This window comes from Luteibacter aegosomatissinici (genome assembly GCF_023078495.1).
Classification (GTDB): Bacteria; Pseudomonadota; Gammaproteobacteria; order Xanthomonadales; family Rhodanobacteraceae; genus Luteibacter; species Luteibacter aegosomatissinici.
Window position 1 is genome coordinate 3,698,791 of record NZ_CP095742.1, and the last position, 16,246, is coordinate 3,715,036.

General features: G+C 64.1%; 9 protein-coding genes. 6 read left to right on the forward strand and 3 right to left on the reverse strand.

The window, feature by feature from the left end; all coding sequences use genetic code 11:
* Nucleotides 1-2 precede the first annotated feature (2 nt).
* Nucleotides 3-2,126: a bifunctional (p)ppGpp synthetase/guanosine-3',5'-bis(diphosphate) 3'-pyrophosphohydrolase gene (locus tag L2Y97_RS16635; RefSeq protein WP_247428768.1), complete on the reverse strand. Its 2,124-nt coding sequence runs from the start codon at nt 2,124-2,126 to the stop codon at nt 3-5.
* Nucleotides 2,123-6,013: an ATP-dependent RNA helicase HrpA gene (gene hrpA / locus L2Y97_RS16640; RefSeq protein WP_247428769.1), complete on the reverse strand. Its 3,891-nt coding sequence runs from the start codon at nt 6,011-6,013 to the stop codon at nt 2,123-2,125. The genes L2Y97_RS16635 and hrpA overlap by 4 nt, the downstream gene beginning before the upstream one ends.
* A gap of 117 nt (nt 6,014-6,130) precedes the next feature.
* On the opposite strand from hrpA, the gene L2Y97_RS16645 reads away from it, so the two are divergent.
* The 6 genes from L2Y97_RS16645 to L2Y97_RS16670 all read left to right on the forward strand — a co-directional run bounded on the left by L2Y97_RS16645 (nt 6,131) and on the right by L2Y97_RS16670 (nt 15,774).
* A complete protein-coding gene (locus L2Y97_RS16645; RefSeq protein WP_247328329.1) occupies nt 6,131-6,598 on the forward strand; it encodes a Dps family protein in 468 nt (155 codons plus the stop codon).
* Nucleotides 6,599-6,802: 204 nt separating this feature from the next.
* Nucleotides 6,803-9,403, forward strand: coding sequence for a glycosyltransferase family 2 protein (locus L2Y97_RS16650; RefSeq protein ID WP_247428771.1), 2,601 nt, complete (start codon nt 6,803-6,805; stop codon nt 9,401-9,403).
* Nucleotides 9,404-9,612: 209 nt separating this feature from the next.
* Complete coding sequence (locus L2Y97_RS16655) at nt 9,613-11,379, forward strand: autotransporter assembly complex protein TamA (protein ID WP_247428772.1); 1,767 nt, start codon at nt 9,613-9,615, stop codon at nt 11,377-11,379.
* Between the two features lie 11 nt (nt 11,380-11,390).
* On the forward strand, nt 11,391-15,140 hold the full coding sequence (locus L2Y97_RS16660) for a translocation/assembly module TamB domain-containing protein (RefSeq protein ID WP_247428774.1): 3,750 nt from the start codon (nt 11,391-11,393) through the stop codon (nt 15,138-15,140).
* 113 nt (nt 15,141-15,253) lie between these two features.
* Nucleotides 15,254-15,490 carry a hypothetical protein gene (locus tag L2Y97_RS16665; protein WP_247428776.1) on the forward strand — a complete coding sequence of 79 codons (237 nt, stop codon included), beginning with the start codon at nt 15,254-15,256 and terminating at the stop codon, nt 15,488-15,490.
* Nucleotides 15,487-15,774 (forward strand): hypothetical protein, encoded by a 288-nt coding sequence (locus L2Y97_RS16670; protein WP_247428779.1) that lies wholly within the window; start codon nt 15,487-15,489, stop codon nt 15,772-15,774. The genes L2Y97_RS16665 and L2Y97_RS16670 overlap by 4 nt, the downstream gene beginning before the upstream one ends.
* 13 nt (nt 15,775-15,787) lie before the next feature.
* Here the strand turns inward: L2Y97_RS16670 and L2Y97_RS16675 are convergent, their stop codons facing one another.
* Complete coding sequence (locus L2Y97_RS16675; RefSeq protein ID WP_247428781.1) at nt 15,788-16,204, reverse strand: DUF2802 domain-containing protein; 417 nt, start codon at nt 16,202-16,204, stop codon at nt 15,788-15,790.
* Nucleotides 16,205-16,246 lie beyond the last annotated feature (42 nt).

Here is a 16,246-nt window from a genome sequence, read left to right on the forward strand (position 1 = left end):
GCTCAACGCCCGCCCAGACGGCGGGCATCCGTCACATTAGGCAACGCCGCGAGCCTGCCCAGCAGCATCGAAAGCTGTTCATAGTCGCGGACCCGCAGCGTGAAGCGCATATCCACTTCGCTGGTGCGCGTGTTCACCCGGCTCGACGACGCCACGATGTGCGGGCCGATATTGTTGATGGTCGTGGCGACGTCCTTCTGCAGCCCCTTGCGGTCGTAGCCACGCAGTTCGATGTCCACCTCGTAGTTCTGCACTTCCACCCTGCCCCAGCTCACCTCGATCACGCGATCGGGGTCCTTACGGGCCAGCCGCGCCAGCGACGCACAATCGGCACGGTGCACGGATACGCCACGGCCCCGGGTGATGAACCCGCGCACCGGATCCCCGGGAAGCGGCTGGCAGCAACGCGCCAGGGTGGTAAGCAGGTTACCCACGCCCTCGATGGAGAGCGCACCGCGGTCGTGTTGGGCTCCGCGGGCGGTGACCGGTGCCGACGACTGGGTGAAGGCTTGTTCTTCGGGCTCCTGCAGGTGCCGCGCGATCTGGCCGAGGGACACTTCGCCCAGCGCTACCGTCACGAACAGTTCGTCGATGCTCTTCAGGCGGAAGTGCGTGGCCAGTGCGGCAAGGTCCACGTCATCCAGCGCGAGCCGGCGCAGTTCCTTTTCCAGCGTGGCCTTGCCAGCAAGGATGTTGGCTTCGTGGGCCTCGCGACGGAACCACGCGCGGACCTTTTCCTTCGCCCGCGAGGTCGCCAGGTAACCATGGTGGGCCGACAACCAGTCACGACTAGGCTCGGAGATCTTCGTGGTCAGGATCTCCACGCGATCGCCGCTGCGCGGCTGCGTGGTGAGCGGCACGATACGGCCGTTGATCTTGGCGCCTCGGCAGCGATGACCGACCTCAGTGTGAATGTGGTAGGCGAAATCCAGCACCGTGGCGCTGCGTGGCATGTCGATGACTTCGCCCTTGGGCGAAAGCACGTACACGCGATCTTCCATCAGCTCCGTTTCGAAGCCGGCCGCCAGCTCCGCATCGTCTTCGCCACGCGGCTCAAGCAGCTTGCGCATCCAGGCGATTTTCGCCTCGAATTCGGCATCCGCTCCGCCACCTTCCTTGTAGCGCCAGTGCGCCGCGACACCCAGTTCGTTGGCGCGGTGCATCTCGTGGGTACGGATCTGCACTTCAAGCGTTTTGCCTTCCGGGCCGATGACCGCGGTATGCAGCGAACGGTAACCGTTGCCCTTGGGGCGGGCGACGTAATCATCGAACTCACCCGGCAGGTGTGGCCACAGGCTGTGGACCAGGCCCAGCGCGGCATAGCAATCGGCCACGGACCCCACCAGGATGCGCACGGCACGAATATCGTAGAGGTCGGAGAACTCCAGGCCTTTCTTCTTCATCTTCTTCCAGATCGAGAAGATGTGCTTGGGCCGGCCTGCCAGCTCGGCTTCGATACCCGCGTTACCGAGCACGGTACGCAACTCGGCCAGGCTCTCGGCGATGAAGCGTTCGCGGTCTGCACGGCGCTCATCGAGCAGGCGCGCGATCCGCCGGTAGGTATCCGGCTCCAGGTAACGGAACGCCAGATCCTCGAGTTCCCACTTGAGTTGCCAGATACCCAGCCGGTTCGCCAGCGGCGCATGGATATCTGCCGTGAGCTGGGCCAGCTCGCGGCGTTCCGCATCCGGCAGCGACATGGCGGTACGCATCGCGGCAAGCTGCCGTGCGAGCAGGACGAATACCACGCGCAAGTCGCGGATGATGGCGAGCAAGAGCCGGCGCAGGCCCTCGGAGCCTGTCGCGGGCCCACGTTGCGCGTGCAGGTCCCAGACCTTTTCGGCCTCGCCCTGCCCGTCCACCAAACGCCTGAGCGAGGCCGGCCACGTCGCGGCGGCGCCCTCCGTGGCCCCTGGCATGCCCCGCGACAGGGAGTACCAAAGTGCGGCGGCGCAGGTTTCGTCATCGCAGCCCAGCTGACGCAGCAACTCGATGATGGTTTCCGCTTCGGCACGCGCGGCGGCGGGCAGCACGCCACATGCCTCGCGCGCGCGCTCGGTGAGCGGCAGCCGCGCGACCGTATCGGTCACGTTCTGCGCGCCTGCGTTGGCCTGTGAACTCTTCATGTGGTGCTTGCCTGTGCGGCTTCGAGTGCCTTGACCAAACGCTTGGCCGAGACCGGCTCGGCAGTTTTCAGTTCCTGGGCGAAAAGCGACACTCGCCATTCTTCAACGAGCCAGCGTAGTTCCGCCCAGCTCTCCGCATCCAGTGCGGTGCCACCGGCGTTCAGAAGCGCCCGCCAGTACGGCAACACCTGCAGCATACGCGACTGGTCGCGCTGCGGGTCCTGGCGGAGGCGCTCGCCGCGCAAGCGCATGGCTTTGAGGTACCGGGGTATATGCGCCAACCGGCTGGTGGGCAGTTCGCGCAGGAAACCCGGCTGGAGCAAGCCCGCCAACTGCTCGCGCAAGTCGTCGTAGCTCGCCTTGGCAAAGCCCATCAGCGGCGGATCCATCCATGACCGCAGCTCAGCCTGGGCCTCGATAATCGGTTCGGCGAGCTTCTGCCGCGCCATGGCTGCGCCAAACAGGCTTCTTCCCAGGTCCGCCTTCAGGTGCTCGAAATCGGCCAGCGTTCGTACATTGAGCTTCGCACCGGCCAGGAGGTCAGCGAACCCGCCCTCGACGAGGTCGTCGCGCAGGCCATCCACGCTCCCGAGCGGGGCGTATTTCAGCGACAGCGGATTGCTGATCGGCAGCTGGCGGCGGGCTCGCTTGAACTCAGGGGCCAAAGCACCGCGTAGCAGCCGTTCCACGCCGAGCACGTGGGCCTCGGCCGCTTCGTCGGCGCGCTCAAAGACGCGCAAGGCGACCGCCTCGCCCAGGTCCACCAGTGCGGGATACGCCTTGAGGCCTGCCTCGGAGCGCACTTCAGCGGGAATCGATTCGAAATCCCACGTGAGGATGTCTTCGCGGGTCAGCTCGATGTCGGTCTTGCGGGAGAAGGCCTCGCGCGCCTTGCCCTCCCACTGGGCACGGATGGCAGCCAGATCGCGGCTTTCCGCAACAGTACGGCCGTTCTCATCGTGCACCCGGTAACGCATCAACAAATGCGCGGGGATGTCGGCATCCGCGAACGCCGCTGCGTCGACATCGACGCCCGTGGTTCGCTTGAGGAAAGCGGCAAGCGCCCTGGCCAGCGGTTCGTCGCGCGGCGTTTCGGCTTCGCTGAATGCGCGGGCGAAATCGGGCGCCGGGACAAAATTGCGCCGGAGTGCCTTTGGCAGACCCCGGATCAGTTCCGCGACCTTGTCCGCAAGGAGACCGCCGACCAGCCACTCGCCACGTGCGGCCGGCACGGCGTTGAGGAACGCCAGGGGTACGTTGATCGTCACGCCATCGGCCGGGTCGCCCGGTACGAAGCGATACTCAAGGCGGTAGCGATGCTGGCCCAGGTCCATCGAGGCCGGGAAAGCCTTGGGATCAAGGCCCGCGCCCGCATCCATCACATCGGCGAGGGTCCAGCGCAATGCCGCCTGCTCGCCAGGCGATGCCTTGCGGAACCATGCATCCAGCGCGCGCGTATCGGCGATGGACTCAGGCAGCTTGCCGTCGAAGAACGACGCCAGGTCTTCGTCGGAGCGCAACAGGCCCGCGCGGCGCTGTTTGGCTTCGATATCGTGGGCCTGCTCGAGCACACGCTGGTTCGCACGCACGAAGTCGGCGCGGCTATCCAGGTCGATGCGTACCAGCGCTTCGCGCACGAAGATCTCGTGGGCCAGCCGGGGGTCCTGCTTGTAGAACGTGACGGGCCGCCGCTCGACCAGAACCAGGCCAAACAGCGTGACCTGCTCGTACGCCACGACCGTGCCGCGCTTGCGCGACCAGTGCGCATCGCGCGCGGTCGCGCGCACCAGGTGGCTGGCCTGCTGTTCGATCCACGCCGGATCGATGCGCGCGTTCATCATGGCCCACACGCGGCCACCGATATCCAGGATTTGCGCGGCGAAGATCCATGCGGGCGGCGCTTTCGCGAGCGCCGAGCCGGGAAACACCTGGAACCGTCGTTCACGCGTGCCGCGGAATACACCCTTCTCATCCTTGTGGCCCACCTGGGTGGGAAGGCCGGCCAGCAGGCTGCGATGGATCGATTCGAAAAGCGCATCACCCTCGGCCGTCGCCTTTTCAAGGTTCCAGCCCAGTTCGCGCGTCACCAATACCAGCTGACGGTGCAGCTCGCGCCACTCGCGCATGCGCATGAAGCTAAGAAAATGCCGCGAGCACCAGTCGCGCAGCTTCGAGGAAGTCAGTTCCTCGGCGGCGGCGAGGTGCGCCTTCCACAGGTTGAGCACACCGATGAAATCGGATTTGGGATCGGCGAACTGCGCGTGCGCGGCATCGGCCTGCCCACGAGCTTCGGGCGGCCGCTCGCGCGGATCCTGGATCGAAAGGAACGCCACGATGGTGAGCAGGTCGCCCAGGCTCCCCAGGCGACGAGCCTCCACGAGCATGCGTGCCAGCTGCACATCGATGGGCAGGCGCGCCACGGTGCGGCCGATCTCGGTCAACCGGCGGTCGTCGCCAATCGCGCCGATTTCGGCCAGCCGGCGGTAACCGTCGGCGACAACGCGCGGATCCGGGGCTTCCAGGAAGGGGAAGTCCTCGACCTCGCCCAGGTCCAGCGCCAGCATACGCAGGATGACGTTGGCGAGCGACGACCGCAGCAGCTCCGGGTCGGTGAATTCCGGGCGCAGGATAAAGTCCTGCTCTTCGTACAGCCGGTAACAGATGCCGGGCCCTACGCGGCCGCAACGGCCTTTGCGCTGATTGGCGGCCGCCTGGGAAATCGGCTCGATATGCAGGCGTTCCAGCTGGCCACGCTGGCTGTAGCGCTTCACCCGTGCGGTACCCGGGTCCACCACGTAGCGAATGCGCGGCACGGTGAGCGAGGTTTCCGCGACATTGGTGGCAAGCACGATGCGCCGCTTGGGACCGGGACGGAACACGCGATCCTGCTCGCTCGCCGAAAGCCGGGCATACAGCGCCAAAACCTCGGTCTCCCGATACTGGCGGCGGGACAGCAACAAGTGAGCGTCGCGGATCTCGCGCTCGCCAGGCAGGAACACCAGCACATCCCCGCGGGGATCCTCGCGGGTGATCTCGTCCATCACATCGGCAATCTGTTGCGAGAGGTTGCCTTCGCCCTTCTCGCCCGGCGGCCGGTAGCGGACCTCGACCGGGTAGGTTCTTCCCTCCACGGCCACGACGGGGGCATCACCGAAATGCTCGGCGAAGCGCCCGGTGTCGATCGTGGCCGAGGTGACGATCACCTTCAGGTCGGGCCGGCGTGCACACAGGCGCTTCAGGTAGCCCAACAGGAAATCGATATTGAGACTGCGCTCGTGGGCCTCGTCGATGATGATGGTGTCGTAGGCGGACAGCCAGGGGTCACCCTGAGTCTCGGCCAGCAGGATGCCATCGGTCATGAACTTCACCAGGGCCTGGTCGGACACCTTCTCGGTGAAGCGGACCTGGAAACCGACTTTTTCGCCCAGCGGCGTAGCCAGTTCCTCGGCCACGCGGGCCGCCACGGAGCGGGCCGCCAGGCGGCGCGGTTGGGTACAGCCGATCAGCCCTGCCTCACCCCGGCCTGCGGCAAGGCACAGCTTCGGCAACTGGGTGGTCTTGCCCGAACCGGTTTCGCCCGCGAGCACCACGACCTGGTTCTCGCGGATGAGCTTGATGATGTCCTCCGCCCGCGCGGCGATGGGCAGCGACGCGTCCACCGTGATCGCGGGCTTGGACGCCGCCCGGGCGGCCCGGCGTGCCATGGAGGTAGCGATATCCTGGCCCAGCTGATCGATCCGGGCCGCATCGGGTTTGCGCGAGAGCGCCCGCCAGCGCCCCAGCAGGCGGCCGAAGTCGCGGCTGGCCACGCGCGACAAGGCATCGCGCAGCTCTTTCAGGCGCGGATCAGTGGGCGGGTGGCGCGTAGGGGTCTTGGAAGTACTCATGGGGGTATTAATGATAGCGTGTGCCTATCACCGGGATCGGAACGTTTCATTTCACGGCTACATGCCGGATCGTTAAAATTTCTGCCATACCACCGAAAAACCACGGAGAGTCGAGACATGGCCATTGATATCGGCATTGCCAAGAAGGACCGCGAAGCGGTCGCCAAGCATCTTTCCAAACTGCTGGCGGATACCTATTCGCTTTACCTGAAGACCCACAGCTTCCACTGGAATATCACGGGGCCGCAGTTCAATAGCCTGCATAACATGTTCGAAGTGCAGTACAACGAGCTGTGGACCGCGGCGGACGAGATCGCGGAGCGCATCCGCATCCTCGACGTGTTCGCCCCAGGCTCCTATAGCCAGTTCGGCAAGCTGACCTCGATCAAGGAAGAGTCCGGCGTGCCCGAATGGAAGGACATGGTGGCCCAGCTGGTCGAAGGCCACGAAATCGCCGCGGCGACCTCCCGCGAGGTGATCAAGGCCGCCGACGAAGCCGGCGACGAAGGCAGCGCCGACATGGTGACCGGCCGCCTGAAAGAGCACGAAAAGACCGCCTGGATGCTCCGCTCGCTATTAAAATAATGTAGGACCGTGCTTGCACGCGATAAGGGCCTGGCCGAAAGCCAGGCCCTTTTTTGTGCTCCCGCCCACCCCCGTTAACCTCATTTTCACCCACAAACCCTGACCAGCCATTCAGCCCGGCGTTGAGCCATTCCGCCCTGTTCGTTAAGCTCCCCCGGTTACCTCATTGAAGCCACTTGGGGGCCGATCGGTCCGGGGAATGTTTTGAGCGCTGCCAGCACGACCGACCGAAGCCACCCCATCCTCGTCGCGGTACTCCTCGCGATCGTTGTTGCAGGCCTGAATTACGGCCTCTGGTTCGTTGCCAACCTGCCCAACGGCCCGGATAACTGGAACGCGCCGGTGCCCGGGTTCGCGTTCACGGCCTACCAGCGCTACCAGAACCCCATGAAGGGGGATGTGTCGACCGATCCGGAGATCGATAGCGACCTGCGCCTGATCAAGCGCTACTCGCCCCGCATCCGCACCTATTCAATGCTCGAGAACCCGCAGGTGGCCCGCCTTGCCGACAAGGAAGGGCTGGACCTGATGGCGGGCGCCCAGATCGATACCCGCCTGGAAAACAACGAACGCGAGATCGACGCGCTGATCGCCCAGGCGCACCGCTTCCCGAAAACGATCACGCGGGTCATCGTGGGTAACGAGGTGCTGTTCCGCGGCGATCTGAAGCCGGAACAGGTCATGGCGTACCTCGACCGCGTGCGCGCCGCCGTGAAACAACCCGTTTCCGTGGCCGAACCGTTCCACGTGTGGATCCAGAACCCGGAACTGGCCAACCACGTCGACTTCATCACTGTCCATCTGTTCCCGTACTGGAACGGCATCACCGCGCGCGCCGGCGTAGGCGATGCCATTGGCAGCTATGAAAGCCTGAAAGCTGCATTCCCGGGCAAGCACATCGTCATCGGTGAAATTGGCTGGCCTTCGAACGGCGATCGCTTCAAGGCGGCCGATCCGAGCGTATCGAACGAAGCCATTTTCCTGCGTTCGTTCTTCAACCAGGCCAGGGCGCATGGCATCGATGACTACTACGTCCTCGAAGCCATCGACCAGCCGTGGAAAGAAAACCTGGGTGAAGGGCGCACGGGCGCTTATTGGGGCATGTTCAATGCCGATCGCCAGCTGAAGTTCCCGTTCACCGGCCCGGTAACCGAGGACGTGCACTGGCCGTGGAAGGCGCTGGCCGCCTCCCTGATCGCCTTCGTGCCCATGCTTTGGTTCGGCATCGCCTTCCGCCGCTTCAAGCTGGCCGGCCTGCTGTTCATGATGGGCCTCATCCAGCTGGCGTGCGGCCTGATCGTCTGGTCGGCCACCCTGCCCTTCAACTTCTATCTTGGCCCGTTCGACTGGGCCATGCTGATCCTGCTGTTCCCGGCGCAGGTCGCCATCCTGGGCATCCTGTTGATCAACGGCTTCGAGTTCACCGAGGTGCTGTGGCGGCGCAAGTGGATTCGCCACGCCGGCATGCTTCCGCCGGACCCCGTGGAGCGGCAGCCGTTCGTCTCCATCCACCTGGCGTGCCACAACGAGCCGCCGGAGATGGTGCAGATCACCCTGGATTCGCTCGCGGCCCTCGACTACGAAAACTTCGAAGTCCTCGTGCTGGATAACAACACGAAGGACCCGGCGGTGTGGAAGCCGGTCGAAGAATATTGCGAAAAGCTGGGCCCCAAGTTCCGCTTCTTTCACCTCGAACCGTGGCCCGGCTACAAGGCTGGCGCACTCAATTTCGGCCTGACGGCGACGGACGAGCGCGCGGATGTGGTGGCGGTGATCGATGCCGACTACGTGGTGCGCGAAGACTGGCTTGCCACGCTGACCGGGTATTTCCACGACCCGAAGGTGGCCGTGGTGCAGTGCCCGCAGGCGCATCGCGATTTCGAGAAGAACCGCTTCCGCCGCATGACCGCATGGGAATACGACGGCTTCTTCCGCATCGGCATGCACCACCGCAACGAGCGCAACGCCATTATCCAGCACGGCACCATGACCATGGTGCGCCGTTCCGCGCTGGAAGGCACCGGCGGCTGGTCCGAATGGACGATCTGCGAAGATGCCGAGCTTGGCCTGCGCCTGATGCACGCTGGCTACGAGTTGGTGTACGTCGATGAGCTGATGGGCAAGGGCCTCACGCCCGCGGATTTCAAGGCGTACAAGAGCCAGCGCTACCGCTGGGCCTTTGGTGCCATGCAGATCCTCAAGGGCCGCTGGCACTGGATGACGCGCAAGGGGCCGCTGAGTGCGGGCCAGCGCTTCCACTTCCTGACGGGCTGGTTCAGCTGGTTCGCCGATGCCCTTCATTACATCTTCACCATGATGGGCTTGCTGTGGACCGCCGGCATGATCGCCGCACCGGATTACTTCAACCTGCCCATGCAGCTGTTCCTGATCCCGGTCATCGGGTTTTTCTTCGCCAAGGCCATCTTCGGCGTCGTGCTGTATCGCGCGCGCGTCCCGTGCAGCTGGTACGACACCATCATGGCGTCGGTTGCCAGCATGGGGCTTTCGCATGCCATCGCGCGCGGCATCCTGCACGGCCTGACCCGTGAGAAGACAGCTTTCGTCGTGACGGCGAAGAGCCGGCGCATGGGTGGCAGCAGTTTTGCCGCGTTCTCGCCCGTGCGTGAGGAAGTCCTCATGGCGGTGGCGTTACTGCTGGCCATCATCGGCATGGCCACGCATTACGGCACGCATTACGTGGAAAGCACGCTGTGGATGTTCATCCTGGCCGCGCAGTCCATTCCGTATGTGTCCGCCATGGTAGGCGCGTGGATCGCCCACCAGTCCGGCGACGAGGCCGGCTAACCCCAGGCGCGCCCCTACCCCGTAGGAGCGCGCTTGCGCGCGATGCCTTTTCCGCGAAGCCCTTCACGCCGTTCAGCTTTGTAGTCACCTGTCTATCGACCTAGGCGCCCACGCGCGGTAAGTTACGGCCATACACAGGGGCGCCCGGATGCGTTCCCCGGGTAGCGTCGCTACCCGCATGGCCTTGGATCACGACCGGAAGGACGCACATGCGCCTAACCAGACGCCATGGACTGCTGCTTCTGCCGTGGTTCCTCTTGCCCGCCGTCGCGCATGCCGGCGTCACCGTCACCGTGGATGGCGTTGACGAGAACCTTAAGAACGCCGTGATTGCCGGCGTCGAACTCAGCCAGTACACCGCGCGCGATGTCACTGATGCGCAGATTCGCCGCCTTTACGCCAATGCGCCCGATCAGGTGCAAACGGCTCTTCGACCCTATGGCTATTACGAGGCGACCGCCACCGGCGAGTTGAAGCAAGTCGGAACCAACTGGCAGGTCACCCTGCACGTGGTCCCGGGCACCCCGGTAAAGGTCACATCGGTCAACGTGGCGATCGACGACGAAGCCTCGAAGGTGCCCGCCGTGCGGCGTGCCATGCGCGGGCTCGATAACCTGAAAGACAAGCCCATGAACGACGGGCAGTACGATGGTGCGCGCGACGCCGTCAGCGGTGCCCTGACGGCCACCGGTTTCCTCGATGCGCGCCTGGTCACCCATCGCGTGGAAGTGAATCGCGCTGAGCACAGCGCGAAGGTCGACCTGAAGTGGGAGACTGGCAAGCGTTATCGCTATGGCCACGTGAACTTCAAGAATTCACAGTTCCGCGACGGCTTCCTCGACCGGTACGTACCGTTCAAGAGCGGTGACTACTTCTCGCAGGACCAACTGCTGCAGCTGCAGCAAGCCCTGAACGGCGCCGACTACTTCGCCGTCGTGAACGTCATTCCCGATACCGACAACGCGAAGAACGGCACGGTGGATGTGAACGTGGACCTGGCACCGGCCAAGCGCACGGTCTACACCGGGGGCCCGTTCTTCGGCACGGATACCGGACCGGGGCTACGCGGCGGTGTCGAGAAACGCTGGATCAACGATCGCGGACACAAGTGGAAGAACGAGCTGGTCGTCGCGCAGCGCCTGAAAACGCTCTCGACGCTCTACCAGATCCCCATGCCGGGCCCGAACCAACGCAGCTTCAACTTCGGCGCGAACTACCGCGACGCTAATACGGTGACCTCGAAGTCACGCACATTGCAACTTGTCGCCAATGAAACGCGGCTCTGGCACGGGTGGACCCGTACCATCGGTATGAACGTGCTCACGGGCACCTTCACCGTGGGCAAGCGCGGTGGTGAGAGCGACACGGCAGAAGGCCTCGAACATGGCCAGAGCACCCTGCTCTACCCGGAAATTTCGCTTAGCAAGAAGAAAGGCGATAACCCCACCTTCGTGCGTAGTGGCTGGTCGCTTACGCTGACCGCCCGCAGCACCGTCGGCACGCTCCTTTCCGATGCGCGCTTCTCAACGATCATGGGCGATGCCAAGTGGATCCAGTCGTTCTGGGGGCGTAACCGCCTGATCCTGCGCGGCACGGCCGGCAAGACCTGGACCGATGATTTCAGCGACCTGCCGCCACAGTTGCGCTTCTTTGCCGGTGGCGACCGCAGCGTGCGCGGCTACGATTTCGAGAGTATCGGGCCGCGCAATGCGTACGGGCGCGTCATTGGTGGCGAAAGCCTGCTGGTGGGCAGTACCGAGGTGGAACACTACTTCACGCGCAACTGGGGCATGGCGGCGTTCGTCGATGCCGGTAACGCGTTTACCGGCACGGACTACAACCCCCGCGTCGGTGCGGGCCTGGGCGTGCGCTGGCTCTCACCGGTGGGCATGATCCGCGTCGACGTGGCGGTGCCGGTCCATGACAAGAACGAACATGGCATCCACCTGCATGTCGTCATTGGGCCAGACTTGTGAGGAGCGCGGGCATGAAATGGTTGATCCGCGTCGGTGTCGCATTGGCCGCGCTACTGATCGTCGTCGCGCTGGGTGTGTGGTGGCTGGTCGGCACGGCCTCCGGCCTGCGCTTTGCACTGGAGCGGGCGAAGGTCTTCACTGACAACGCGCTCTCCGTCTCGCAAGCCGAAGGCCGCCTGGCTGGGCCGCTGGATCTCACCGGCGTTCGGTACAACGATGGCAAGGGCATGGATATCCGCGTGGCAAAGGCGCACGTGGATTTCTCCTTCGCCGCCCTGCTCCGCAAGAAGGCCCATGTCTATACATTGACCACCGATGGCGTGGACGTGGCGCTGCCTGCAAGCCAGCCCGACACAGGCGAACCGAGCGAGCCGTTCTCGCTGAATCCGCCGCTGGATATCGTGCTCGACAGCGTGAAGGTCGGGCATGTGAGGGTGACCCAGGCCGGCCAGCCCATCTTCGAATCGAACACGCTGGACCTCGCGGCGTCGTGGACCAGCAAAGGCATCGCGGTAAGCAAGCTCGCCCTGCGCGCGCCCGATGGCCAGGCCGACCTCGCAGGCAACCTCGCCGTCGGCAAGGGCTACATGGGCGATGGCAAGGCCTCGTTCCAGTGGAAGGCCGGCGACATCGACTATGCGGGCGACCTTGAAGCCCATAGTGACGGTGCGAAAGCACACACCATCATCAAGCTGCGCCTGCCGTTCGTGGCCCAGGTCGATGCGAACCTTGTGCAGCGTGGCGACTACGCCTGGACGGCATCCATCGATGCCCCCCGGTTCAACCCCAAACCCCTGCTCGGCGACAGCAGCCTCGAAGCCCTGAGCCTCGCCTTGAAAGGTTCCGGCGACCGTTACAGCGCGAAGCTCACGGGCGATGTTGGCCTGAACGACTACCAGGTGCGCCTGGCACCGATCGATGCCGCCCTCGATCACGAATACAAGCGACTTACGCTGAATGAGCTGACCGTCGGCTCACCACAGGTAAAGGGATCGCTTACCGCGAAGGGCACGGTCGAGATCGCCGCGACGCCACTGACCGCCGACCTCTCCCTACAGTGGAAGGATGTGCTGGTGCCCGAGGATGTCGCGGGCCAGGTATTGGCGAGCTCCGGTAAGCTCACCTTTGAAGGCGGCGCGGAAAATTATCATGCGCTGGGCGATGTCGATATCGGACCGCCGGATCACCTGGGCAAGTTCACGCTGGACGTGAATGGCAAGCCGGATGTGATCGATATCCACACGCTTGAGCTCAAGCAACCCAAGGGCGAGCTTGCGGCAAGCGGCAGCGTGACGCTCAAGCCCGGTATCGCATGGAAGCTGGATGTGCAGGGCGAGCATTTCGATCCTGGCCAGCTGCTGGCCGAATGGGCAGGCTCCCTAGACATCGATCTTTCCAGCGAGGGCCGGCTCGTCAATGACGAACCGCTGGGTTCGCTCGAGTTGCACACGCTCGACGGCACTTTGCGCCAGCGCCCGTTGCGCGGTAACGGCAAGCTGGAACTGAAGCCACGCGAGGTGGTGAACGGCAAACTCGACCTCGCGTCGGGTGGGAGCACGATCTCGCTCGATGCGAAGGGTGATACGGCGAACGATGCACAGCTGAAGCTGGCTATCAATTCGCTCGGCGACTGGCTACCCGATGCGGGCGGCCGCGTACAGGGCACCATCAACGCCAAGGGGAACGTTCCGAAACTGGCGGTCAAGGCCGATATCCGCGGAAGCGCCATCGTTTATGCCGGGCAGAAGGTCGATGCGCTCACCGTGAATGCGGATATTCCCGATATAAGCGCGCCCGGTGGCAAGCTGGATGTTCTCGCCACCGGGGCTAACACCGGCGGCCTCGTCTTTGACCGCATCGCCGTCAACGCCAATGGCACGCAGGATCGCCACCAGCTGTCTGTGGAAGCGCATGGCAAGCCCCTCACCACTGATCTGAAACTATCGGGGGCGTACAAGGACAACGCGTGGAACGGCACGCTCTCCGCGCTGAACATCACGTTCCAGGGCCTGCCCCAGTTCCGTTTGCAGAACGCCAGCCAGCTCGCTTTCAAGGATGGCGCGATGAGCATGAGCGATCTTTGCCTCACGGCGGGCGATCCCCTGCTCTGCGTGGCGGCTAAACAGGATAAGGCGGGGAACCTCGATGCCAGCTACCGGCTGCGTCGCGTCCCGCTGGCGTTGATCATGACGGCGGCGGAAGCGGGCAGTACACCCATACGCGCCGATGGAACGCTTGAAGGTGATGGCAGCATCCGCCGCACCGCGGCCGGCGCGTTGTCCGGGCAAGCCAGCATCACCTCGCCCCATGGCTCGGTGATTTATCCCGACCGCGGCGACCAGCCGCTGCTCGTTTACAACAATCTGGCGCTCAACGCACAGCTCACGCCGGATAACCAGCGCGTCACGGTGAACGCCACGCTCAACGACGGCGGCACGCTGGCCGGCAATGTCTCCGTGAGCGGTGCGCAACAGGCGCTCGGCGGGAACGTGGCGCTGCACCTCAAGAACCTGGCCGTCATCGAATTGTTCACGACTGAACTCGATGCGGTGAAAGGTGTACTCGATGCCAACTTCAATTTGGGTGGCACCGTGGCATCGCCTGCCGTTACCGGCCAGGCACTCCTCGGGGGCTTTGCTTCCGAAGTACCGAGTGCCGGCCTGAAGCTCAAGGATGGCCGCATTAGCGTCAATACCACCGATGCCACGAATTACGCCGTGGACGGCACGATTCGTTCGGGCGATGGCACGCTTGGCATCAAGGGCACCGCGGCGCTCGGCAAGGGCGCGCAGATACGGATGGGCATCGAGGGTTCGAAGTTCACGGCGGTGGATATCCCCGCAGCGAAAGCCGTGGTTTCACCGAACCTGACCATCGTGCAGGATGCGAAGGGCATGAACGTCACCGGCAAGGTCGGGATCGACATGGCCGATGTGAATGTCGAGCGCCTGCCGGGTGCCGGCGCCACCAAGGCATCGTCCGATGTGGTCGTGGTCGATGACACGGCGCAGGAAGCCGCAGAGGAGGCTTCGCCGATCAGCGCTGATATCAGTGTGGATCTCGGCCAGAAGCTGCACCTCGTGGGCTTCGGTATCGATGGCCGCATCACCGGCGTGCTCGATGTGCGCGAACGGCCAGGCCGTGCCACGACCGGCCAGGGCCAGGTCACGGTTGACGGTACGTACAAGGCCTATGGCCAGGACCTGAAAATCGAACAGGGCCAGCTGCTGTTCGCCAGCACCCCCATCGATAACCCGGGCCTCAATATCCGCGCGGCGCGCACGCTCAACCCGAATGCCACGGTCGATGAAGGCCAGAAAGTGGGTCTCTACGTTTCCGGTACGGCGCGCCGGCCCATCCTCACGGTGTTCTCGAACCCCGTGATGGAGCAGTCGGACGCCCTTTCCTACCTCGTCACCGGCAAGCCGCTCTCGCAGGTGAAGGGTGGCGAAGGCAACATGGTGGGCGCAGCGGCACAAGCGCTCGGCTCGGCCGCCGGCGATCTTCTCGCGAAGAGCGTTGGCTCACGTATCGGCGTCGACGACATCGGTGTGAGCAACAACGATGCCCTCGGTGGCACGTCCGCGTTCACCGTCGGCAAGTACCTCTCACCACGCCTCTACCTCAGCTACGGCGTCGGCCTGTTCGACCCCGGCCAAGTGATCACCCTGCGCTACCTCTTCAGCCACCGCTGGAACTTCGAAGCGCAGAACGCCACCGACTTCAGCCGCGCGAGCCTTAACTACCGGCTGGAACGCTGACGCGCCGCGCGCGTGTCCTTTGTGGCGCGCCTACGTATGAACCGGCACGCGCCTACAGACGGCCAACCGCAGACAGGGCACGCTTGCACCCTCATACGAAGCGAGGGGCCGCCATGATTGAGTGGATGATCGATGAACTGGACAGGGCCGCTGGCCGCACGATTCAGATTCCTGCGAGCTGCGAGCCAAGGCGTCTGGCGAGTGCCGCGGGAGTCGGCGCGCTCGTCGGGCTCAGCGGCTTTGCTGGCGGCCCGATTGTTGGAGTCCCTTCAGTGGCACTCAGCGCTAGCGGCGCAGCGACCTTGGGTTTGATCTATTGCGCCTTCGATTTGCAGGAGAGCAAACAATGAGTCGTTTCGTAGTTCGAGCGGTCGCCTCTGCATGGCGTTGGCATATCGCGCTTTTTGTTCCTACGTCGACCAGCTTTCGATACTGGCTTAGGGTGACATTTCTCTGGTTCGTGCCCATTTGCACGCTCCACCAGCTGTCCATGTCCGCCTTCTTCGACGCGGGTGGTCTCTCACAGCGCATCGTCGTCAGCCGCATTATCCTGGCGGTTGCTGTCGGCGCAGCGTTCAGCATTATCGGATGGCTTGGCAGCAACACGTTGCGTGCTGCGCGCAAGCTGATTTAACGCAGGGGGTCGCTCAGCGTGCGGAATGCAGGCGGTGCAGCAGTTCGGCTTCTGTCAGCGAGATGCCGCAGGTATCGGCGATGTCCTGCGGCGAGGCACCCTGGCGGGCAAGGCGCTGGGCGAGTGCAAGCGAGCGATCGCTTGCACCGCCCGATTCTGATGCCACGGTAACCGTCGGCTGGCGGCGGACCTGGTCTTCGATATCGCCAAGGCGATTCTCGAGGCGGCGGAGCATGCTGGCCAATTGATCTGGTTCGATGGCCGGGATAACCGGAACCGGCGTCGGTTCCAGCGTGGTGCTGGGCTCAACGGCGATGGGTACAGGCTTCATGGGCGCCTGATTCCCAAGACGCCGGAACAAGAACAGCAGGCCGATGAGGTTGATGACGGCGAGTGCGATCAGCACGTAACCAATGATGGCGGCGTTCATGCGGGTATGGGCTCCGGGATAGCGGGGACACGGTAGCGCATC

Excerpts from the sequence above, each read along its gene's own strand:
- L2Y97_RS16670 (WP_247428779.1), top strand. The coding sequence starts at position 15,487 with ATGAGTCGTTTCGTAGTTCGAGCGGTCGCCTCTGCATGGCGTTGGCAT.
- hrpA (WP_247428769.1), bottom strand. The coding sequence starts at position 6,013 with ATGAGTACTTCCAAGACCCCTACGCGCCACCCGCCCACTGATCCGCGC.
- L2Y97_RS16635 (WP_247428768.1), bottom strand. The coding sequence starts at position 2,126 with ATGAAGAGTTCACAGGCCAACGCAGGCGCGCAGAACGTGACCGATACG.
- L2Y97_RS16645 (WP_247328329.1), top strand. The coding sequence starts at position 6,131 with ATGGCCATTGATATCGGCATTGCCAAGAAGGACCGCGAAGCGGTCGCC.
- L2Y97_RS16675 (WP_247428781.1), bottom strand. The coding sequence starts at position 16,204 with ATGAACGCCGCCATCATTGGTTACGTGCTGATCGCACTCGCCGTCATC.
- L2Y97_RS16660 (WP_247428774.1), top strand. The coding sequence starts at position 11,391 with ATGAAATGGTTGATCCGCGTCGGTGTCGCATTGGCCGCGCTACTGATC.
- L2Y97_RS16665 (WP_247428776.1), top strand. The coding sequence starts at position 15,254 with ATGATTGAGTGGATGATCGATGAACTGGACAGGGCCGCTGGCCGCACG.
- L2Y97_RS16655 (WP_247428772.1), top strand. The coding sequence starts at position 9,613 with ATGCGCCTAACCAGACGCCATGGACTGCTGCTTCTGCCGTGGTTCCTC.